This is a genomic window from Streptomyces sp. NPDC033131, from assembly GCF_055578365.1.
This window is the reverse complement of record NZ_JBVIPA010000007.1, coordinates 203,891-224,594: the sequence shown is the minus strand read 5'-3', so window position 1 is coordinate 224,594 and position 20,704 is coordinate 203,891. Positions and strand designations below refer to the sequence as shown.

The window sequence follows — 20,704 nt, the reverse complement described above, 5'->3', positions numbered from 1 at the left end:
GTGAGGGAGGTTCGGCTCACGTGAGGGAGGTTCGGCCCGTTTTTTCAGCGGGTGCGGCGGCGCAGCAGCCAGAAGGCGGTGGTGGTGGCCGCGGCGGTGACGGCGAGCAGGATGCCGGTCTCGACGAGGTGCAGCGGCCAGAAGTGCGACGGCGGGTGATAGGTGCCGTCGCGCACCAGCCACCAGTCGTCGTTCACCTCGGACCGGCCGGTGGAGGCGCCGGTCACCGTCGGCCAGAGGTCCTCCCGGTGCCGTTCCAGGTACTGGTTGAGCATGACCATCACGGCGACGGAGACGCCGAGCGCGGGCAGCGAGCGGCGCAGGAGCAGCGCGGTGAGCGTGCCGACGGCGAGGGCGCACAGGCCGTACGCCACCACCGCCGGGCCGCGGGCGGCGAACACGTCGGAGAAGCTCCAGTCGTCGCCCATCAGATCCCGGTTCGCCGACCAGGCCCACCGGTAGACGGGGACGAAGACCGCGCCGCCGAGGACGATCACCAGGGCGGGCAGCGCGAGCTTGACCGCCAGCCAGCGGGTGGGCGTCACGCCCTGCGTCCAGGCGAGCCGCGCGGTGCCGCTCTCCAGTTCGCGGCCGATCAGTGAGCCGCCCGCCCAGGCGGCGACGGCCCAGAAGCTGTAGTACACGAGGGTGCTGATCCAGCCCGTCGGCCCGCTGTAGGCGAGGCCGGCCCGGACGGCGCCGCACAAGCCGGTGCTCCCGGCGCAGCTGTCCAGCGTGGCGCGCACCGAGTCCGCGGTGACCTCGTTCAGCCACACCAGCGAGGCGACGGCGGCGAGGACGAAGACCGCCCACACGATCCCGGCCGTGCGGTGCAGGCGCAGCACCGTGCGCGGCAGGCCCCCGACGGCGGTCATACGGCGGCTGCCTTGCGGCCGGCGGTCCGGTGCCGCAGCACCCGGAACGCCGACACGGTCAGCAGCGCGGTGACGGCGAGGAGGACGGCGGTCGCCATGAGCTGCAGGGGCCAGTAGTGGGACTCGGGGTGGTAGTCCTTGTAGAAGCCGACGGCGTTCAGGCGGTCGAAGAGCGTGGCGCACGACGGGTCGTGGCTGCTGCCGCAGTACCGGGGGATGCCGAGACGGTCGCCGTCGGCGGTGAGCAGGCCCTCCGCGACGCCGAGGCCGGAGCCCGAGGGGCCGTCCCGCAGGCTGCTGACGCGGGTGGCGGTCGGCCAGAGGTGGGGCAGGGCCAGGGACATCGCGATCCACAGGACGCCCGTGGTGCAGGCCGCGCCGATCAGGGCGGCGAGCGACCGGCGCAGCAGCAGGCCCAGGAGGGCGCCGGCGGCCAGGCCCGCCAGGGCGAGGGCGACGATCACGGGGCCGCCCGCGTAGAGGGTTTCGAGGCTGTACCAGGGCTTGGCGGTGTCGACGCGGCCCCGGCCCGCCGACCACGCCAGGTGGTGCAGCAGGGCCGCGAGGGCGGTGCCGGTGGTGATCAGGGCCGCGGGCAGGGCGAGCTTGGCGGCCAGCCAGCGGGTGGGCGTGACGCCCTGCGTCCAGGCGAGCCGGGCGGTGCCGCTCTCCAGTTCGCGGCCGATCAGTGAGGCGCCGGCCCAGGCGGCGACGAGGAACGGCACCGCCAGGAGGGCGAGGCTCGTGTACTGGGAGACGTCCTTGTAGAGGAGGATCGCGTCCTGGTCGTACGTCTTCGCCGCGCTGGTCTGGTAGGCGTTGTACTGCTGCCAGCCGGCCGCCGACGCGTCGGTGAGCGGCCCGCCGAGCCACAGGAGCAGGACGGCGAGGGCGAGGACCAGCCCCGTCCAGACGTACAGGGCCGGGCGGTGCAGGCGCAGCAGCCAGCGGAACTGGCGGGGCGGTGCGGCGGGGGCGGGCGGCGGTGCGGCGGGGCCCGGTACGGCCGCCGGGGTGGGTGCGGTCATCGTGCTCACGCGGCCTTCTCCTCGAACTCGGCCGAGGTCAGGGCCGGCGCCTCGGGGTTGCGCAGATGGGCGAGGAGCAGCTCCTCCAGGGAGAGGCGGCCGTCGACTCGCCAGCCGTCGGGAACCGGGCCCGCCGGGCGGATCAGGGCGGTGAGCTGGCGGCCGGTGGTGCGGGACTCGACGACGGTGTGCGGGGCCAGGCCGGTCTCCGCGGGGGCGGACACACGCGCGTGGGCGGCGAGGAGTTCGTCGATCTCTCCGGCGAGACGCACCCGGCCGCCGCCGATCAGCAGCAGGTGGTCGCAGGAGTCCTCCAGTTCGGCGACCACGTGCGAGGACATCACGATCGTGGTGCCGTGCTCGGCGGCCCGCACCATCAGGACGCCCATCAGCTCGTGCCGGGCCAGCGGGTCGAGGTCGGCCATCGGCTCGTCCAGCAGCAGCAGTTCGGGCCGCTTGGCCAGGGCCAGGGCGAGGGCGACGCGGGTGCGCTGGCCGCCGGAGAGGGAGCGTATGCGGGACGTCGGGTTCAGCTCGCCGTCGGCCACGATCCGCTCGGCGGCGGCCGCGTCCCAGCGGCCGGGGTTGAGATCGGCGCCCATCCGTAGTGTCTCGGCGACGCTGAGCTGCGGGTACAGCGGCTTGTCCTGGCCGACGAAGCCCACGCGTGCGCGTGCCTCGCCAGGGGTCGTCCCGAGGACGGTCACCGTGCCCTCGCTGGGGACCAGCAGGCCGGCGGCGAGGGCGAGCAGGGTGGACTTGCCCGCCCCGTTGGGGCCGACGACCGCGCAGACGCGGCCGGCGGGCAGCCGGAAGGTGCACGACTTCAGTGCCCAGCCTCCTCGGCGGCCGAAGCGCTTGCCCAGCGCGGTCGCGGCCAACGCCGTGTCGGTCATGACGGGTCTCCTTGGAAGTGTTTCTCGAGTACGGCGGTGAACAGCGCGGCCACGTCCTCGCGGCCCAGCCCGGCCTCGCGGGCCCTGGCCGTCCAGGTGTCCAGCTCGCCGTGCAGGGGTGAGTCGGCCGGTGCGGTGCCCAGCGTGCGCCGGACGAAGGTGCCGAGGCCTCGCCGCGCCTCGACCAGGCCCTCCCGTTCCAGTTCGCGGTAGGCCTTGAGCACGGTGTTCGGGTTGATGGCGGTGGCTGCGACGACCTCGCGGGCCGTCGGCAGTCTGTCGCCGGGTTCGAGCAGGCCGAGGCGGAGTGCCTGCTTGGTCTGCTGGACGATCTGGACGTAGGTGGCTACGCCGCTGTGCCGGTCGATGCGGTACTCGACCACGCGCTCCACCACCCTTTCACTAATTGAGTAGTGAAAGGGTGGTGGAAGGGGCGTGGAAAAGTCAAGCGTGATCGCGTGAACCGATCGACCGGGCTCGTCCGATGAGGAGACGTGAGCGAAACGAGAAGCGACGGGGAGCTGCTGCGGGCCATCGCGGCGGACGGGGACCGGCGCGCCTTCGAAGAGCTGTACCGGCGCTTCGCGCCGTGGCTCACCGCACGACTGCGCGGCCGGTGCTCCGACGCCGGGATCGTCGACGACGTCGTCCAGGAGACGTTCCTGGCGGTGTGGCGGGGGACCGCCCGCTACCACGCGGAAGGTGATGCCGCCGGGTGGCTGTGGCGCATCGGCTCCCGGCGGCTGGTCGACGCGCTGCGCGGCGACGGGGCACGGGGGCGGCTGCGGCAGGCGCTGGCGCGGCTGCGGCACCGGGAAGAGGCGTCCGCGGAGGAACGCGTGCTCGCGGGGGTGGAGCACGGGGACCTCGCGGGCGCCCTGGTCCGGCTCTCACCGGAGTTGCGCGCCGTGCTGCAGGCGACGGTCATCGACGGGCTGACCACCCGGGAGGCGGCCGTCCTCCTCGGCATCCCGCCGGGCACGGTCAAGACGCGGGCGATGCGGGCCCGGAAGCAGTTGCGGGAGGCGCTGGCATGAGGACGAACCGACGAGCGCGGGAGGTGGCGGCATGACCTGGCACGTGTCCGAGGAGGATCTGCGGGCCTACGCCCAAGGCGAGTTGGCGCCCCCGGTCCTGTGGTCCGCCGACGCGCATCTCACCGCCTGCGCCCAGTGCCGGGGTGTGCTCGCCGACGTGAGCGACCCGGTCGCCCTCGACGCGGGGTGGGAACGGCTCGACGCCGAACTCGACGCCCCCCGGCCGGGCCTGTTCGAGTCGCTGCTGATCCGGGTCGGGGTCGCCGACCACACCGCGCGGCTGCTCGCGGCCACGCCGGTGCTGCGCGCGTCCTGGCTCGGTTCGGTCGTCGCCGTCCTGGTGATGACCGTGCTCGTGGCGAACACCCGCCCGGACGCCGGCACGCCCACGCTCTTCCTCGTGCTCGCGCCGCTGCTGCCGCTCGCCGGGGTCGCCCTGTCGTACGGACCCGCACTGGACCCGACGTACGAGATGGCCGTCGTCTCGCCGACGCACGGCTTCCGGCTGCTGATGGTCCGTACGGTCGCCGTCCTCGTCACCGGACTCGGCCTCAACGGGCTCGCCACGCTCGCGCTCCCCGGCTACGGGCTGCGCGCCCTCGCCTGGCTGCTGCCCGCGCTCGCCCTCACCGCGACCGGGCTGGCGCTCACGCCGAGGCTGGGACCGGTACTCGCGCCGGCCCTGGTCGGCGGGTCCTGGATCGCCCTGCTGCTGACGGCACACGCACGGCAGGCGGCCGACGGCGACCCGCTCGCACCGTTCACCGCGGCCGGGCAGGGCGCGGCCGCGGCGGTCGCCGCGCTCGCCGCCGGGCTGCTCTTCCTTCTACGTGACCGTTTCGACCTCTTCAACGGGAGTTCCGTATGACCCCCACCGTCTCCGCCTCCGGGCTGAGCCTCCGCTACGGCGGTACCCGCGCCCTCGACGACGTGTCGCTGCGGCTGACCCGGGGCGTCACCGGACTGCTCGGGCCCAACGGGGCCGGGAAGACCACCCTGCTGCGGGTGCTGGCCACGGCCGTGCCGCCGGACCACGGGGCGTTCACCGTGCTCGGGAACGACCCGGGCACCTCACGCGGGCGGCAGGAGGTGCGGCGCTCGCTCGGCTATCTGCCGCAGACTCCCGGCTTCCACCCCGACTTCACGGCCTTCGAGTTCGTCGACTACGTGGCGATCCTGAAGGAGCTGACCGACCGGGGTGCCCGCCACCGCGAGGTGCGGCGCGTCCTCGAAGAGGTCGACCTGGGCGACGTACGCGGCCGGCGCATCAAGAGGCTGTCCGGCGGCATGCGGCAGCGGGTCGCGCTGGCGGCCGCGCTCGTCGGCGACCCCGGCTTCCTCGTCCTCGACGAGCCGACCGTCGGCCTCGACCCCGAACAGCGCATGCGCTTCAGGGAGCTGATCGCGCAGGCGGGCGAGGGGCGGACCGTGCTGCTGTCCACCCACCAGACGGAGGACGTGGCCATGCTCTGCAACCGGGTCGTCGTCCTGGCCGCCGGCCGGGTCCGTTTCGACGGCACCCCGGCCGAACTGACCGCGCGGGCCGCCGGCCGGGTGTGGAGCAGCACGGAACGCGACCCCGGCGCACTGGCCGGCTGGCGCACCGGCACCGGCTCCTTCCGCAACGTGGGCGATCCGCCGCCGGGCGCCGACCTCCTCGAACCCACCCTCGAGGACGGCTACCTGCTCACCCTCGACGGCGCGGACGCGGAGGTGGCGGCAGCGTGAACACGGTCATGGAAGCGACGGTTGCGCCCGTCGCGCACAGCGAGCCACGCCGGCCCTGGGCGGCCGTGGTCGCCCTCGCCCGCTTCGAGGCACGCGACCTCCTGCGGTACATCGCGGTCCTGGTCACCCTCCTCGTCTACGTCGGTTACACCCTCTGGACGCTGCTGTCCGGACGCGAGGGCATGGACGCCTTCCCCGCCCTCCAGGACGCCGACCGGGGAACACAGTCCGCGCCCCTGCTCCTCGGCATCGCGCTGCTCGTCTGCGTCAACCGGGGCGCGCTGCGCTCCCGCCGGCGCGGCACCGACCGGCACTTCGGCGTGCTGGTGATGGAGCCGTGGCGGCGAACGGTCGCGCACGTCCTGTCGGTCCTGCCGTTCGCCGTGCTCACCGCGCTGGTGGTGCTGGGCGAGTTCACCTGGCAGGCCCTCAGGCCGGGCGCGGTGGGCCACGGATCGGTCGCCGAACTCGCCGTCGGGCCGTTGTACGTGCTGCTGTGCGGCGCCCTCGGCGTGCTGATCGCCCGCCTGGTGCCGACCGTGTTCGCCGCGCCGATCCTGGTGCTCGGCCTGTTCACCGTCGCCACGTTCATCTCCGCCGGCACGGGCGGCGCCGAGTGGAGCCGCTGGCTGTCGCCGGTCGTCGGTGAGAACAGCGGCGAGACACTCCCGTCCGACCTGATCGGGCGGCCCGCCGCCTGGCACGCCCTCTACCTGATCGGCCTCGTCCTGCTGGCGGCCACGGCTGCCGTGCTGGCCGGCGGCGGCCGGACCCGGCCCGTCAAGGTGGCCCTCGCGGGCGCCCTCGCCCTCACCCTGACCGGCGCGGTCGCACAGTCCGGTGGCGTCTCGGCGGAGCTGACCGCGGCCCGGGAGCGGGCCACCCTCACCCCGGAGAAGCAGCAGTCGTGCACCCGGCACGGCACCTCGACGTACTGCGCGTTCCCGGAGTGGACCGGCCGGGCGGGCACCTGGGCCGGCATCGTCGACCGGGTCCAGTCCCTCGCGGGCGGCCCGGCGGCCGAGCAGCGGTTGCTGGTACGGCAGCGGATCGACGCCACCTACGGCCTCACCAGCGACAGCACACTCACCCCGTCCGCCACGCCCCACCAGGTCACCGTCGGCACGCGCTGGGGCGGCAACCGCGTCCCGGAGTTCGCGGCGGCCGTCGCCTCCGTGCTGGTCGCGGGCGACGAGACCAAGGGCGGCGGACTGTGCGACGGACGGATGGTGACCGTGATGTGGCTCGCCCTCGGCGGCGCCGCCGACCCGACGGCCGACCTGCGGGACGTCCGCCTCGACGACAGCCTCAGCGGCTCCGCGATCGTCCTGACACCCACCAACCCGCTGTCCATGTCCGCCGGACAGACGTCGGTGGTGGTCGAACTGCTCAAGCGTCCGCGCGGCGAGGTCACCGCCACGGTCAAGAAGCACTGGGCCGAGCTGACGGCCCCGGGAGTGACCACGGCTGAGGCGGCCCGGGTGCTGGGGGCCGAGGTGCCCAAGGAGGACGACGAGTGCGGGGAGTGAGGGGGCGTGGTGGTGCGGGCCGGGGTGCGAGTGGGTGGGGCATGGCTGTGCAGGGCGTCGAGGGGGGCCGTCACGTGCGTGGTGTGAGCGGGGACCTGGTGTGGGCTGTCGGGCGTACCGTGCCCTGGCGGGCGCTGGGCGCGGGGGCCGTCGTGGGGCTGCTGATCGTCGGGCTGCCCCGGCTGTCCGACGGCCCGCCGGACGCATGGCTGGCCCTCAACCTGCTGCGGGCCGCCGCCCTCGCCTTCGCCCTCGGCCTGTCGTTCCTGCTGGACGATCCCGCACGGCACCTCACCGTGCCCGTCACCACCCGGCGCTGGGTGCGGGCGGGACTGCGGGTGGCGTGGGTCGCGCCGGTGGCCGTGCTGTGGTGGACGGCCGTCCTGGCCCTGGTACCGCATGAGGTGCGGCCCCCGGTCGGCGCCCTCACCCTGGAGGCCGCCGCGGCCGCCGCCCTCGCACTCGCCGCCGCCGCGACGGCCGTGCGCTTCGCGAACGACCCCGAGCCGGGACCGTCCGTCGCGGCCGGCCTCCTGACCACGGCGGTCCTGGCCCAACTCCTGCTGCCGGACCGCTGGTCCCTGTTCGTACCGACCGGCGACCCGCAGTGGCAGGCCGCCCACGAACGCTGGGCGCTGGTCCTGGCGGCGGCGACGCTGGTGTGGGGCGCGTGCGGCCCGGAACCGCTTCGGCGGGGCCTGCCGCTGCGTCGCCGGTCCGCGGTGGCGGGCCCGACGAGCGGGTGACGTCCGGGGGTCCTGCGGGCGCCTGAGGCTGGGCGCCGAGTGGAGGGCTTGGCTTGGCCGCTCGCCGAGTCAGGTCCTGGGCCCTGGGGCCTGGGGCCTGGGGCCTGGGTCGAGTCCGGTCCTCGGCGGTCCGTTGAGTCGCCCCGGCCGTCCGACCGAGTCGGCCACCTTTCAGCCGACCGAGTCGGGCGGTGGGTGGGCACAGGCCGGGGGTCTGGGGGCGGAGCCCCCAGCGAGGCCCGCACCGGCGCCGCCCGGCGTCAGGCGTCCGCGCCGCCTGGCGTCAGGCGTCCGCGCCGCCCGGCGTCACGTCTCCGTGCGGTACATCAGGTCCGTCTCGTACGTCACGAACCCCAGCCGCTCGTACACCGACACCGCCGCCTTGTTGTCGGCGTCGACATACAGCATCACCGTCGGCAGCCCCCGCCCCGCGAGGTGCCGCAACCCGATCGCCGTAAGGGCCTTGCCCAGCCCCCCGCCCTGGGCACCGGGCCGTACACCCACCACGTACACCTCGCCGAGCCGTTCGTCCGCGTGGACCTTCGTCCAGTGGAACCCGACCAGTTCGTCGCCGCGGAAGGCGAGGAAGAACCCGGAGGGGTCGAACCACGGTTCGGCCTTGCGGTCGTCGAGGTCCCGCTGCGTGAGCGAACCCTGCTCGGGATGGTGGGCGAAGGCGGCCGCGTTGGCCGCGAGCCAGGCCGCGTCGTCGGCGCCGGGGACGAAGGTGCGGACGGTCACCCCCTCGGGAAGCACCGGGTCCGCGAGGTCGAGGTCCGTCAATGACCGCCGCATCTGGCGCAGTTCGCGGAAGAGGGTGAGTCCGAGGACCTGCGCCAGATGCCGCGCGGCGGAGTGACCACCGTGCGCCCACACCCGCAGCCGCTTGCCGGACGCGGCGAGAAGCGCCGAGCCCAGCGCCCGCCCGTGGCCGTGACCGCGGTGCGCGGGGTGGACGACGAGTTCGGCGGCCGGCGCCTCCACCGGGTCGGTGTCCTCCAACTGCGCGTAGCCGACCAGTTCGGCCCCCACAGACAGCAGCAAATGGGACACGCCCTCGCGCGGACCGCCCCGCAACTGCAGCCGCCCTTGTTCGGAAACTGCCTGCTGCCCGTCGTTACGGGCGGCCTCCGCGAGCAGCCCGAACACGGCCTCGGTCCGGTCCGGGGGAAGCGCGAAGTGGGTTTCGATCGAGCGGGAGCTGCCGGGGAGTGCGGTGTCGTCGCTGGTCATGCGTACGAGGGTAAGGGGAGGTACCGGCAAAGTGGCGGCAAAGAAGCAACCAGGATGTAACCACGAAACCTCTGTCGCGCTACGCGCGTTGACCCTAGGCTGCGCCGGGACGGGGCCACTTCCTCACCCACTTCCTCACCAGAAACCCAGGGGGGCGTATGCCAGCCACATCCCAGTCGCGCGAGCACCGCAGACGTCGTACGTATCGTCTGGTGGCCGCGGCCGCCGGTCTCGCCACGGTCGGCGCGCTGGCGGCGGCGCTGCCGTCGGCGGCGAGCGCGGGCGAGTCCAAGGGCAGGCCCGGCGGTCAGGCGCCGGGCCGCTACCAGGACGTACAGCTGCTGTCGTTCAACGACCTGCACGGCAACCTGGAGCCGCCGTCCGGCTCTTCCGGCCGGGTCACCGAACTCCAGGCGGACGGCACGACCAAGACGATCGACGCCGGTGGTGTCGAGTACCTCGCCACCCACCTGCGCCAGGCCCGCGAGGGCAACAAGTACTCCATCACGGCGGCCGGCGGCGACATGGTCGGTGCCTCCCCGCTGATCTCGGGCCTCTTCCACGACGAGCCCACCATCGAGGCGCTGAACAAGCTCGACCTCGATGTGACGAGCGTCGGCAACCACGAGTTCGACGAGGGCGCCAAGGAGCTGGGCCGCCTGCAGAACGGCGGCTGCCACCCGACCGCCGGCTGCTACTCGGACGAGGAGTTCGAGGGCGCCGACTTCCCGTACCTCGCGGCGAACGTGCTGAACGAGAAGACCGGCAAGCCGATCCTCAAGCCCTACTGGGTGTGGAAGAAGAAGGACGTCAAGGTCGGCTTCATCGGCGTGACCCTGGAGGACACCCCGGGCGTCGTCTCCGCCGAGGGCGTCAAGGGCCTCAAGTTCAAGGACGAGGTCGAGACGATCAACAAGTACGCCAAGGTGCTGCAGAAGCAGGGCGTCAAGTCGATCGTCGCGCTCATCCACGAGGGCGGCCTGCCCGCCTCGACGTCGTACAACTACGACTGCGACTCCCCGGGCGCCGGCGACGGCATCTCCGGCCCGATCGTCGACATCGCCAAGAACATCACCCCGCAGGTCGACGCGCTGGTCACCGGACACACCCACGCCGCGTACGCGTGCACGATCAACGACCCGTCGGGCAAGCCGCGCACGGTCACCTCGGCCGCGTCCTTCGGCCGTCTCTACACGGACACCACGCTCACCTACGACCGTTGGACGGGTGACATCGCCCGTACGGCCGTGCCGTCCGCCAACCACGTGGTCACCCGGACCGTGCCCAAGGCGACGGACATGACCGAGCTGATCAGCAAGTGGAACACCCTCGCGGCGCCCATCGGCAACCAGGCGATCGGCTACATCTCCGCCGACATACCGAGCGCCGGCACCGAGTCCCCGATGGGCGACCTCATCGCCGACGCGCAACTGGCGTACGGCAAGGAGCTCGACCCGGAGACGGACCTCGCGCTGATGAACCCGGGCGGCGTCCGCGCGGGCCTCACCTACGCGGCCAAGGGCACCGAGGGCGACGGCGTGGTGACCTACGCCGAGGGCTTCACGGTGCAGCCGTTCTCCAACACCGTGAACCTGCAGGACTTCACCGGCACCCAGCTGATCCAGATCCTCAAGGAGCAGGTGAGCGGCACGAACACGGCCGCGCCGAAGATCCTGCTGCCGTCGACCGGCCTGACGTACACGCTCGACCTGACGAAGACCGGCGCCGACCGCGTGGTCGCCGACACCGTCAAGCTCAACGGCACGGCCATCGACCCGGCGGCCACCTACCGCGTCGCGACGAACAGCTTCCTCGCGGGCGGCGGCGACGGCATCCTCACCCTGGGGCAGGGCACCAACGACCTCGTCGGCGGAGACGACCTGGCGGCCCTGGAGAAGTACCTGAAGGCCAACTCCTCGGCGGCGAACCCGATCGCGCCGCCGGTGACGAACCGGATCACGGTCGTGCAGTAGTGCGCGTGGTGATCGTGAGCTGAGTCGCATACCTCGGGTTGAGGTTGCGGGTGGGGGGCACACGCGTGGTCGGATGGATCGATGCGCGCCCCCCACCACATATCGACGCAACCCTACGCAGACCCGTATGAAGTACCTGACGTATCTGAAGTGCCTGAAGTGCTTGAAGTGCCTGAAGTGCCTGAAGTGCCGGGCGGGGACGAGTCATGGTCCCCGCCCCAGCACCGCCGGGGCGGCCGACGCCGTCGGCGCGGTCGCCTCGCCGGACTGCCGTTCGCGCTGAAGGCGGTGGCGGGCCTGTCGGTGCTCGCCGCCTTCCTCACCCTCGGTGACCGCTGGGCCGTGCTCTACGCCGAACAGCGGGCGGCGGACGCCCTCAAGGACCGCATGAAGCTGTCCGCGGCACCCGAGGTGCAGATCGGCGGCTTCCCCTTCCTGACCCAACTCGTCGGCGGACGGCTGGAGTCGGTGAAGGTGACCGTCCCGGACGTGGCGGCCGACCGGGTCACGCTGGCCTCGGTGTCGGCGACGGCACGGGATATCACCCTCGAGGGCGACGGGCCGACCTCCGTGCGCGGGGCCCGCGTTCCCGAGCTGCGCGGCGACGTGCTGCTCTCCTTCGCCGACATGAAGCGCGAACTCGGCGCGTCCCAGGTGACGTTCACGGGAACCGGCCGCGACCGCATCCTGGCGCGCGGCACGCTCCCGGTCGCCGGACACGATCTGCGGCTGCGGGCCGACGTACGCATCGGGCGCGACGGCGACCAGGCCATCGCCACGACGATCGGCGGAATGCTCCTGAAGGTGGGCGACCTGGCCACGTACCGGCCCGGCGTCCGCGCCTCGGAGGGCCTGCACCTGACGCCCGAGTCGGCCGCCGGACTGGCCCGTGAGACCCGCAAGGTGCGCGCACTGCTGGCCGTGCCGTCGGTCGTACGGCGCATGGGGGTACCGGACACGACCGTCCGCCAGGCACTGCGCAACGACGGCGAACTCGCCGCGCTGACCGGCTCCCGCGACTTCGTCCACCAGGCCATGCGGGTCAACCTCCTCGACCTGACCCTGGCCCACCCCGAGGTGCTCGACCGCCTCGGCCTCGACCCGGCGCTCGTCGACGCCCTCTCCCGCCTCACCCGCCCGGTCCTCGCCGACCAGCTCTCCCTCGGCTTCCAACTGCCCGAGCCGCCCAGGGGCGAGCTGCGGCTGCGGGACGTACGGGTGGAGAAGGCGGGGATCAGGGTCCGGCTGGCGGGGCAGGGGCTGGCTTTCGGCGACTGATCACGAGCTCACCTTCTTGACGACGATCGTGTCCGGGACCAGCTTCTCCAGGTCGTCGACGTCCGAGGCGAAGACGGTGACCTGTCCCTTCTGCTGCCGCGCGATGACGGCGAGCACGGCGTCGATCGCGTACTTGTGGCCGTGCAACTTGGCGTCAGCCAGCAGCCGGCGTGCCTGGCGGGCCTCGTCCTTCCCGATGTCGACGACCTGGAGCCGGGACAGTACCCAGTCCCAGCGCTGTTCGGTCGTTCTGCCGTCGTACGCCTCGATCAAGGTCATCGGGGACGTCACAACCTCGGCCTCACCCCGGGCCGCGAGGTCGAGCCAGGCGATCATCTTCCGGTCGCCGCGCACTGCCAGGGAGAGGGCTTCACAGCCCAGGACGAAGACACGGAGCGGCCTCTGTCCGTGCTCACCGGCTTGTTTCCTCACGCAGCTTCACCGGCGTCGTGCTTTCCGGTGGTTCGACGCCACTCGTGTTCGGTGTCGAGTTCCTCCAACTCGTCGAGCGCTGCCACACGCTCGTCGTCAGTGACGGGGCCGTGTTCTTCCTCCAGCCGGACGTGTTCTCCTGGCGCTGGGCCTTCTTCATCAACATCCCCGTGGCCATCGCCGCCATCGTCGTCGTGCCGATCGTCGTCGACGAGAGCCGCGCCGAACAGCGCAGCCGGATCGATCTGCCCGGCGCGGTGCTGATCACCCTGGGCCTGTTCGCCGGGATCTACGGCGTCACCCGTGTCGGCGAGGCCGGCCTCGACCTGGCGGCGGGCGTCACCCTCATCGCCTCCGCTGCCCTGCTCGCCGCCTTCTGGGCGGTGGAGAGCCGTACCGCCGACGCTCTGGTCCCGGTGAAGATCCTCAAGAAGCCCGACATCGCCTTCGGCAACGTCGCCGCCCTGTTCATCTTCGGCGGCGAGACCGCGCTGATCTTCTTCACCGGCCTGTACGTCCAGAACGTGCTCGGTCTGTCGTCCCTGGTCGCCGGCCTGGTGCTGCTCGGCATCGGTGTGGGCCAGATCATCGCCGGCACGGTCGGTCCGCGCATCCTCCAGCGGGTCTCGCCGCGCACGATGCTCGGAGTCTCCCTGTTCCTCCAGGGCGCGTTCATGCTGCCGGCGATGTGGGCGACCTCGGACTCGCGTTGGCTGGTCCCGCTGATCATCACCCAGTTCGTGAACGCCTTCTTCTCCATGCTGGCGGCCCTGTGCTTCATGGTCATCGCCACCTCGTCCGTCGACTCCGACGCGCAGGGCATGGCGACCGGTATGGCCACCCAGAGCCAGCAGGTCGGCATCGCGATCGGCATTCCGCTGATCAGCGCGGTCTTCGCCGCCGTCATCGGGCACGGCACCGTGACCGCGGCCGAGGAACTCACCGGCATCCACACGGCGATCGGCGTGGCCGGCTTCGCCCAGGTCGGGGTCGGTCTCCTGCTGTGGCTGGTGCTGCGCCGCAAGGTGGCACAGAGGTAGGCGCCGACGGCACACAACAGCAGGCACCGGCACCAGGCACCGGGGCCGGTACGGCCGGGAGGGCGGCGCGCGACTCGCCCTCCCGGCCGTTGTGGCACCGGTCACCGCGGGTCGAGGCGCCATTGCCCCTGCCATACGGGACTTCATAATGAGAAGGGTGGACCAGATAGTGAACACGGACCTGGGCAGCTACCTGCGACAGATGCGCGAGCGCGTCCGGCCCGAGCAGATGGGCCTGCGGACCAGCGGCTCACGCCGGGTCCCCGGGCTGCGCCGCGAGGAGGTGGCCGCGCTCGCCGGGGTGAGTCAGACGTACTACACGCGTCTCGAACAGTCCCAGACCGCGCATGCCTCCCCGCAGGTGCTGCTCTCCATCGCCCGCGCCCTGGATCTGGGCGCCGACGAGCGGGACTACCTGCTCAAGATCGGTACATCGGTGCAGGATCCGCACCAGTCGGCGCCCCAGGACGACCAGCTCAGCGCCAGTACGAAAATGCTGATGGCCTCGCTCGGCAAGGTGGCGGCGGCCGTGCTGAACTACCGCTGCGACATCCTGGCCTGGAACTCGCTGTACCACCGGCTGTTCGCCCCGCACCTCGATTTCGGCGTCCCCGACGACGCCGGGCGGCGGCCCAACATCATCAAGATGAACTTCCTCGACGACAACGTCCAGGCGCTGTACGCGGACTGGGCGGCGGAGTCCGAGTCGAACGTGACGTACCTGCGGTTCATCTCCGGGAACCACCGCCACGATCCGCGGCTGGCCGAGCTGATCGGGGAACTGACCATCCAGAGCGAGGAGTTCGCGGCACTCTGGTGCCGTCAGCGGGTGTCCAACTGCATCGAGGGGACGAAGCTCTTCGACCATCCGGTCGTCGGTGAGCTGGAGTTGATGTACCAGTCCGCTGATCTTCAGGACGGCAACATCCTGAAGTTCTACCACGCGGAGCCCGACTCCCCGCACGAGGCCGCGCTGCAGCTCCTCACGGTGGATCTGGACTCCGTGCACCATCGCTGAGCAGCACGGACACGACGAACGCCCCCTGGAATTCGCCGGTGCGGCATCCGTCCGCTGGACGCACCTGCCTTCGCCGACCATCCGATCCGCATCGGGGGCACCGTTCCCGACGACCCCGCGAAGCTCCTGCCCAAGCCGCAGGCGCGGCGCATGAACCGGGCCGCCCAGTTCGCGCTGCTCGCGGCCCGCGAGGCCTGGCGGGATGCCGGGTTCGCCCCGGGCGGCACCCAGGACAGCGGTCTGGACCCCGACCGGGTCGGGGTCAGCCTCGGCACCATCATCGGCGGCGCCTCGGTGCTCGTCGACGGGGACAGGCGGCTGCGGGACAAGGGCGTGCGGTATGTCCCACCGCTCACCGCGCCCATGACGGTCCCCTCCCAGGCGGCCTCACAGGTCTCGCTCGACCTGCATGTCACCGGGGAGGCCCGCACCGTGGTCAGTGCCTGCGCGTCCGGCACCGAGGCCATCGGGCAGGCCATCGACCGCATCCGGTACGGCCATGTGGACATCGCGCTCGCCGGCGGAGCGGAGGCCGCCGTGACGCCCGAGGTCATGGCCGCGTTCACCGCGATGCGCGCCCTGTCGGCACGCAACGACGAACCCGGGACCGCGTCCCGCCCGTTCGCCAAGGACCGGGAGGGCTTCGTCAACGGTGAGGGGGCGGGCGTGCTGGTGCTGGAGTCGGAGGAGCACGCGCTGGCCCGGGGCGCCCGGATCTACTGCGAGGCCGCGGGCTGGGGTCTGTCGGCCGACGCGTACCACCTGGCCGCGCCGGATCCGACCGGCCGCGGAATCGCGGCCGCGGTGCGGCGGGCGGTCACGAGCGCAGGCGCCGAAGTCACCGACGTGGCGCACATCAACGCGCACGCCACGGCGACCGTGGAGGGCGACCTGGCGGAGGCGGCCGCGCTGCGCACCGTCTTCGGCATCGAGGACGGCGTCGTACCGGTTCCGGTCACGGCACTCAAGGGGAGCCTGGGGCACCTGCAGGGAGCGGCGGGCGGAGTGGAGGCGGTGGCGACGGTCCTCACCCTGCATCACGCGGTGATTCCGCCGACCATCAGCTGCGACAACCTCGACGACGCGATCCCGCTCGATGTGGTCAGGAACGTCGCCCGCCCCCTGCCCGAACACGGCGACCTGGCCCTGAGCAACTCCTTCGGCTTCGGCGGCCACAACGCGGTGTTGGCGCTGCGCCGGCGCTGAACTCCGATTCCGCACCGTGTGGACGGCGGGCGGGCAGGAAGCACCCTGTCCCCCGCGCGTCCACGGCGAGAGGGCCCTCCGGCAGCCGCCGTCACGCGTGCAGAATGCCCCGGAACGGCGCCCGGTTGTCCTTGGGATTTCCCTGGCCATGCAGGTGCGTGTACTTGATCCCGGCCTCCGCAGGCGCCTCCCCGAGGCGGGTCTTGCTGAAGCCCTTCTTGCGGCTGATCGCTGAGTGATGGCCTGCCATGTGCCGTGATCTTCATGGCCCTTGATCGGTCGCGCATGCTGTTCCCGGTCGAGGCTTCTCCCAGACTTCTCCCAAACGATCACCGAAGACGCAGGAAGGGTCTGATCCTCAGTGAGGATCAGACCCTTGACCTGGTGTTTCAGCTGTCGGGGTGGCGGGATTTGAACCCACGACCTCTTCGTCCCGAACGCGATCGGGCCCCCTCGTGGCCTTGCTTCGAGGTGACTGACCTGATCTTTCAGCTCCGACACGGTCCACTACTGTCCGGGATGGTCCTTGTGGAGCTGCCTTGTTTGGCCCCCTGTTTGGCCCCCTGCGTCGGCCTACAACGGTCAACACGATGAGGCAGATCGGCCGGATCAACCTGAGTGAACCCGGACAACGTGTCCGGGTTCAGGAGTACGTCTCCGGCGGGGGATCGCTGCTGGGAGAAGACTGTGCGCGATCGCCAACACCAGAAGCGGTGACTTCAGCCACCCCGGATGAGAGGGAGGCGCTGCCGGACCGGTACAAAGCATGCGTGCGACTGACCATACGCGATACGCTTCTTGTTAGCTGATCCACAGGTCTCCAGGAGGTGGAGCATGTCGGCAGTCGCGATTCGGGGAGTTCTAGCAGGGGCGTCAGTAGCGATCGCCACCGCAACTGGAATCGTTATAAACATGGCGACCGATAAAGCGAGCCTCGCGTGGTGGGTGGCATTGGGTTCTCTGTTGGTCATTGGCGCAGCCACACAAATCGGGCTGACACTTTTCGAAGGTAGTTCACAAAACGTGACGGCCGCAGGTGCCAGCAGTATCGCAGTGGGCGGCTCAACGCGCGGCTCTGTGGCCACACGCACGCAAGCAGGAGCTGTTACGCCATCCCCCGCCGAACCTAATGGCACATTGGCCCATGGTCCTGGAAGCATTGCCATCGGCAGGGATGCAAGGGGCGACCTTTCGACCGACGTGGTCGACGGGGGACAGGGAAACACTTCGTGACCTCGCGGAAAGTCTCAGCCTCTGGCGAATCCTCCGTGGCTGTAGGCGGTGACGCCAATGCGCCGATTCTAACAAATCCTCAGTTCTATCTGACGGTGAGCGATCACGAAATCCCAGATCCGATTGACTGGCCGAGGGTCCACGAGATGAGCGCTCTCAGCTTGGGCGTTCATCGTACGCGCAACACCCAAAACGGGCCAACGATACCGGAGTATATCGAGCGCGATTCCGATGCCGAAATAGCAAGTCGCGTAGACCTGATTTCCTCTCACGGTGGAATTTTACTAATTACGGGCGACTCGACTTCCGGTAAAAGCCGAACCGCCTACAATGCGATTCAGCGCCTCATGCCGAATCACAGACTGTACGCGCCAACGCCGGGAACAGAGCTCTTCCCAATCCCCCGCATCCTGCACTCGTCACCCGATGGCCCATTCTTGCTTTGGCTAGATGACCTTGAGGGATTCTTGGGCTATCGGGGAATAGACCCGATGCTTACCGAATCACTCGAACGCGAAAAAGTGGCCATTGTAGCCACAATGCGCGATGATCTATTTGACACCTACACAAGTGGCCCCCGCACTGCCGGAGAGATAGGAGAGCATAATACATGGCGGGCTGGCAATCGCCTATTGCGCATGATTGATCCTGTGAGGCTTGAGCGCCTTTGGAGCCCGGAAGAGATCGCAAGAGCTGAGAGGGTTCGCGATGAGCGCATATCCGAAGCCCTCAAGCACACGTCCGACTACGGCATATCAGAGTACCTAGCCGCTGGCCCCTCGCTGTTGCAAGCCTGGAAGAGAGCTAAACGGGTAGGTGGTCATCCCCGGGGCGCCGCCTTGGTGCAAACAAGCGTAGATCTGGCCCGATCTGGTTTCACGGAGGGTGTCGATATAGAAGTCCTCAAGGACCTGCACGTGAACTATCTTTCAAACCCATCTCTGCGGCCCGAGCCGTGGGACGAGGCGCTTTCCTGGGCGACATCAGTCCAATACGGAGCCTCCAGCCTGCTAGTTCCTGGTACTTATGAACAAACATGGCGCGCCTTCGACTATCTTCCGGATGCACTCTCAAAGGACAGGAAAAACACCCCTAATATCCCCAATTTCATCTGGGAAGAGGCTCTCGCTCTGAACCCGGAGGAAGGGGTTCGATGGCTGATAGGCATGCGGGCGTACATGGCCAGGGAAACTCAGTACGCCATATCAGCATGGGAGCCACTGGCAGAGTCTGGAAATACTAAGGCGGCAAATAACCTTGCGGAAGTTTATCTAGAGCTAGGCAACAAGGAAGCGGTTCGCCATTGGCGCCGGATCGCAAATCTTGATGATTTCTATTCAGGCACTCTCAAATACCGTGGACCCGACTACGATCCCGACGAAGGGACGGTGACAATGGGGCGCGCGTGGGACAGAGAGCCGACCAAACTTCAGCTGAGCCGCCCAGGGATTGGCGTTTGCCACGGAATTATCGCGGGAGCGCCAGGGGTGGGAAAGAGCAACGCCCTCCGCGTGCTCTTGGTGGGTGCACTCTCGTCACATAGATACATATTGTGTCTTCTTGACTGGTCTCGCGAACAGAAGCATTTTGAGGAATTTCGCGAAGCTGCACAATGGTACGAGGGTAATGACCTGGATCGATCGATGGCTCTACTGTATGGCATCACGCGGCTGCTTGACTTTCGTATCGAGAAATCGGGTTACGTAAATCCAACTTTGGAAACTCCCGCAATCTTGGTGGCTATCGAAGAAGCGCAAAATATCTTTAACGCGGAGCCGAAATCTGTGGAGCTGGCCCTCCGTATATTGAGAGAGGGAGAGCGTGCTGGTGTCAGCCTCTACCTCACCCTTCCAGATATTACCCTTGCCAGCTTCGGCGGAAGCGAGGAAATGAGGTCAGAATTTGCCAGGGATTCTAATACCGCGATCCTAATGGGAGATGAAGGGCTTCAGATGATCAGAGAATGGAACTCGTTGCGGCCGTTAAATTGGGATTAGACGTAACCAGCTTCCGTCGGTCGCTGGCCCGTCACCCCAGCCTTCTGGGAGAAACCTGGGAGAAGATCTTCCTTCACTCTCCCCAGGTTGCCTGGCGAGGCCAACTCATCCCAACGACCCGACCTGCGCATACAGATTGAGACTCAGGTTTATGGACCGATCACCGAGGGAGGAACCCAGGCTTCTCGTGGCCGAGGGCGTGCAGCCGTGCGAGGTAGGCCTGTGCCGCCGGTTCGGAGCTGTACCGGCGCCGCATCTCGGCAGCGAGTTCGCGGCTGGTCATGATGAGCGACGGCACGGACTGCCGGTCCCCTTCGAGGGCGCGTTCGCCCATGATGAGTGCCTGCTCCAAGTCCCCTTCACGTGCCGCCGTGACGCCCAGCGTGACGCGAGCTTCAGCGTTACGCATCGGCGAGCGGTCGGTGCCGTCGAAGTCCGTTCCTACCCTCAGCACCTCTTCGGCGAGCGTGCGCGCGAGCTTGTCCTCACCGACCAGGCGATAGCAGTCCATCGCGTAGAAGTCGAACTTGGCGGGGTCCACCACGAAGTGGTTGTCCAGGTTCTCGGGGTGCGGCATCGCTTCGAGCATTCGTCGCCCCTTGTCCAAGGTGACCTCGACCTGCCGGCGGTCTCCGAGCCGCGCCCATGCCTTGGCTTCCTGGGCAGCGAGTTGCACGGCCACTCCGTGGTGCGCCGCTGTCTCAGCTCCGGCCCGCGCCGCCGCGATGACGCCGCGGTAGTCACCGGTCGTGAGGGCGAACCATGCCCGCATCTCGTGCGCCCACCCGGCAATCTCCGCATGGTCAGCCTCGGTCGCGAGCGAGAGCGCAGCCTGTCGCGTCGACTCGGCCGCGTGGCGGTCGCCCGTGTCGTACTCGACACATCCGACCAGTAGGGCGAGCCAGCCGGACAGCCCGAGAACCTCGCGGTGTTGCGCGAGCGTGAGGCTCTTCGAGTGCAGTTCGACGACACGGCGAAGCCACTGCCGCCCCTCGATGAGAAGTTGCTCGCTCGGCATGAACGGGTACTCCGAGGCGAGTCGGTCCGTCGTGATCCGCAGCGCGTCAAGGGTGGCGTTGTCGACGTCGGACCGGTTGAGACGGCTCACGATCTCCAGTGTCTCCATGCCGGACGCTGCCAAGATCTCTTTGTCTCCGTCCCGCCGTGAGGGCGCCGGGAAGAGCGCGTGCGTCACGGTGCCAAACGTGGCCGCGATGATCGGTTGGTAGAAGTCGTTCGGTGCCTGGCCGGACTCCCAGCGCTTCCACTGGCGAATCATGCTCTCTTCCGCGGGCAGCTCCGTGGGAGCGTGCGCCCGCAGGGCCCTGACTGCGTCACGCTGCGACCAGTCGCGCGCCATCCGCTCAGCCGCGATGCGCCGCGCCCATGCGGGCCTGTTGTCGGTCATGCGCCCTCCTCCGAGTGCCTGCTCCGAGTCTCGCGCGCGAGCCGGGG

Annotated in this window: 17 protein-coding genes and 2 pseudogenes; 11 read left to right on the top strand and 8 right to left on the bottom strand. The window is 69.7% G+C overall.

The genetic code is table 11. The features are described from left to right. Positions 1–44: 44 nt before the first annotated feature. Genes ACZ5XS_RS12855 through ACZ5XS_RS12840 form a run of 4 tightly spaced genes read right to left on the bottom strand, consistent with a single transcriptional unit; the run spans position 45 to position 3,182 of the window. Positions 45–875 carry a hypothetical protein gene (locus ACZ5XS_RS12855; protein ID WP_468650541.1) on the bottom strand — a complete coding sequence of 277 codons (831 nt, stop codon included), beginning with the start codon at positions 873–875 and terminating at the stop codon, positions 45–47. Continuing rightward, entirely contained in the window at positions 872–1,903 is a 1,032-nt protein-coding gene (locus ACZ5XS_RS12850; RefSeq protein ID WP_468650601.1) for an ABC transporter permease, read from the bottom strand. The genes ACZ5XS_RS12855 and ACZ5XS_RS12850 overlap by 4 nt, the downstream gene beginning before the upstream one ends. A gap of 5 nt (positions 1,904–1,908) precedes the next feature. Continuing rightward, complete coding sequence (locus ACZ5XS_RS12845; protein WP_468650539.1) at positions 1,909–2,799, bottom strand: ABC transporter ATP-binding protein; 891 nt, start codon at positions 2,797–2,799, stop codon at positions 1,909–1,911. Beyond that, the gene (locus ACZ5XS_RS12840; RefSeq protein WP_217241456.1) at positions 2,796–3,182 is read right to left on the bottom strand and encodes a GntR family transcriptional regulator; all 387 of its coding nucleotides are present in this window, start codon (positions 3,180–3,182) and stop codon (positions 2,796–2,798) included. Before ACZ5XS_RS12840 ends, ACZ5XS_RS12845 begins: the two co-directional genes overlap by 4 nt. A gap of 111 nt (positions 3,183–3,293) precedes the next feature. On the opposite strand from ACZ5XS_RS12840, the gene ACZ5XS_RS12835 reads away from it, so the two are divergent. Genes ACZ5XS_RS12835 through ACZ5XS_RS12815 form a run of 5 tightly spaced genes read left to right on the top strand, consistent with a single transcriptional unit; the run spans position 3,294 to position 7,839 of the window. After that, positions 3,294–3,836, top strand: coding sequence for an RNA polymerase sigma factor (locus tag ACZ5XS_RS12835; RefSeq protein ID WP_468650537.1), 543 nt, complete (start codon positions 3,294–3,296; stop codon positions 3,834–3,836). Between the two features lie 31 nt (positions 3,837–3,867). Further along, entirely contained in the window at positions 3,868–4,704 is an 837-nt protein-coding gene (locus ACZ5XS_RS12830) for a cupin domain-containing protein (protein ID WP_468650535.1), read from the top strand. After that, the gene (locus ACZ5XS_RS12825; RefSeq protein WP_468650532.1) at positions 4,701–5,564 is read left to right on the top strand and encodes an ABC transporter ATP-binding protein; all 864 of its coding nucleotides are present in this window, start codon (positions 4,701–4,703) and stop codon (positions 5,562–5,564) included. The genes ACZ5XS_RS12830 and ACZ5XS_RS12825 overlap by 4 nt, the downstream gene beginning before the upstream one ends. Positions 5,565–5,572: 8 nt before the next feature. Continuing rightward, positions 5,573–7,093 (top strand): ABC transporter permease, encoded by a 1,521-nt coding sequence (locus ACZ5XS_RS12820; RefSeq protein WP_468650530.1) that lies wholly within the window; start codon positions 5,573–5,575, stop codon positions 7,091–7,093. Positions 7,094–7,134: 41 nt separating this feature from the next. Continuing rightward, complete coding sequence (locus tag ACZ5XS_RS12815; protein ID WP_468650529.1) at positions 7,135–7,839, top strand: ABC transporter; 705 nt, start codon at positions 7,135–7,137, stop codon at positions 7,837–7,839. A 306-nt stretch (positions 7,840–8,145) separates the two neighbouring features. On the opposite strand, the gene mshD is transcribed toward ACZ5XS_RS12815, so the two are convergent. Continuing rightward, positions 8,146–9,072, bottom strand: a complete 927-nt coding sequence (gene mshD / locus ACZ5XS_RS12810) for a mycothiol synthase (protein WP_468650527.1) — start codon at positions 9,070–9,072, stop codon at positions 8,146–8,148. 158 nt (positions 9,073–9,230) lie between these two features. Between mshD and ACZ5XS_RS12805 the strand changes: the two genes are divergently transcribed. Both ACZ5XS_RS12805 and ACZ5XS_RS12800 read left to right on the top strand, forming a co-directional pair. Beyond that, positions 9,231–11,045, top strand: a complete 1,815-nt coding sequence (locus ACZ5XS_RS12805; protein WP_468650525.1) for a bifunctional metallophosphatase/5'-nucleotidase — start codon at positions 9,231–9,233, stop codon at positions 11,043–11,045. Positions 11,046–11,126: 81 nt separating this feature from the next. Beyond that, positions 11,127–12,323: an LmeA family phospholipid-binding protein gene (locus tag ACZ5XS_RS12800; protein WP_468650523.1), complete on the top strand. Its 1,197-nt coding sequence runs from the start codon at positions 11,127–11,129 to the stop codon at positions 12,321–12,323. Here the strand turns inward: ACZ5XS_RS12800 and ACZ5XS_RS12795 are convergent, their stop codons facing one another. After that, positions 12,324–12,755 carry a hypothetical protein gene (locus ACZ5XS_RS12795; RefSeq protein WP_468650521.1) on the bottom strand — a complete coding sequence of 144 codons (432 nt, stop codon included), beginning with the start codon at positions 12,753–12,755 and terminating at the stop codon, positions 12,324–12,326. Positions 12,756–12,799: 44 nt separating this feature from the next. Between ACZ5XS_RS12795 and ACZ5XS_RS12790 the strand changes: the two genes are divergently transcribed. The 3 genes and pseudogenes from ACZ5XS_RS12790 to ACZ5XS_RS12780 form a co-directional block, all read left to right on the top strand. Beyond that, positions 12,800–13,795, top strand: coding sequence for an MFS transporter (locus tag ACZ5XS_RS12790; RefSeq protein WP_468650519.1), 996 nt, complete (start codon positions 12,800–12,802; stop codon positions 13,793–13,795). A 157-nt stretch (positions 13,796–13,952) separates the two neighbouring features. Beyond that, positions 13,953–14,813 carry a helix-turn-helix transcriptional regulator gene (locus ACZ5XS_RS12785; RefSeq protein WP_468650517.1) on the top strand — a complete coding sequence of 287 codons (861 nt, stop codon included), beginning with the start codon at positions 13,953–13,955 and terminating at the stop codon, positions 14,811–14,813. A gap of 36 nt (positions 14,814–14,849) precedes the next feature. Continuing rightward, positions 14,850–16,019: pseudogene (locus ACZ5XS_RS12780) on the top strand (beta-ketoacyl-[acyl-carrier-protein] synthase family protein); the annotation flags it as partial. A 112-nt stretch (positions 16,020–16,131) separates the two neighbouring features. Here ACZ5XS_RS12780 and ACZ5XS_RS12775 read toward each other — a convergent pair. Continuing rightward, positions 16,132–16,248 (bottom strand): annotated as a pseudogene (locus tag ACZ5XS_RS12775) (DUF488 family protein, N3 subclade); the annotation flags it as partial. A gap of 1,099 nt (positions 16,249–17,347) precedes the next feature. Between ACZ5XS_RS12775 and ACZ5XS_RS12770 the strand changes: the two are divergent. Further along, positions 17,348–19,249 carry a tetratricopeptide repeat protein gene (locus ACZ5XS_RS12770; RefSeq protein ID WP_468650515.1) on the top strand — a complete coding sequence of 634 codons (1,902 nt, stop codon included), beginning with the start codon at positions 17,348–17,350 and terminating at the stop codon, positions 19,247–19,249. A gap of 160 nt (positions 19,250–19,409) precedes the next feature. Here the strand turns inward: ACZ5XS_RS12770 and ACZ5XS_RS12765 are convergent, their stop codons facing one another. After that, positions 19,410–20,657: an XRE family transcriptional regulator gene (locus ACZ5XS_RS12765; protein ID WP_468650513.1), complete on the bottom strand. Its 1,248-nt coding sequence runs from the start codon at positions 20,655–20,657 to the stop codon at positions 19,410–19,412. Positions 20,658–20,704: the final 47 nt, after the last annotated feature.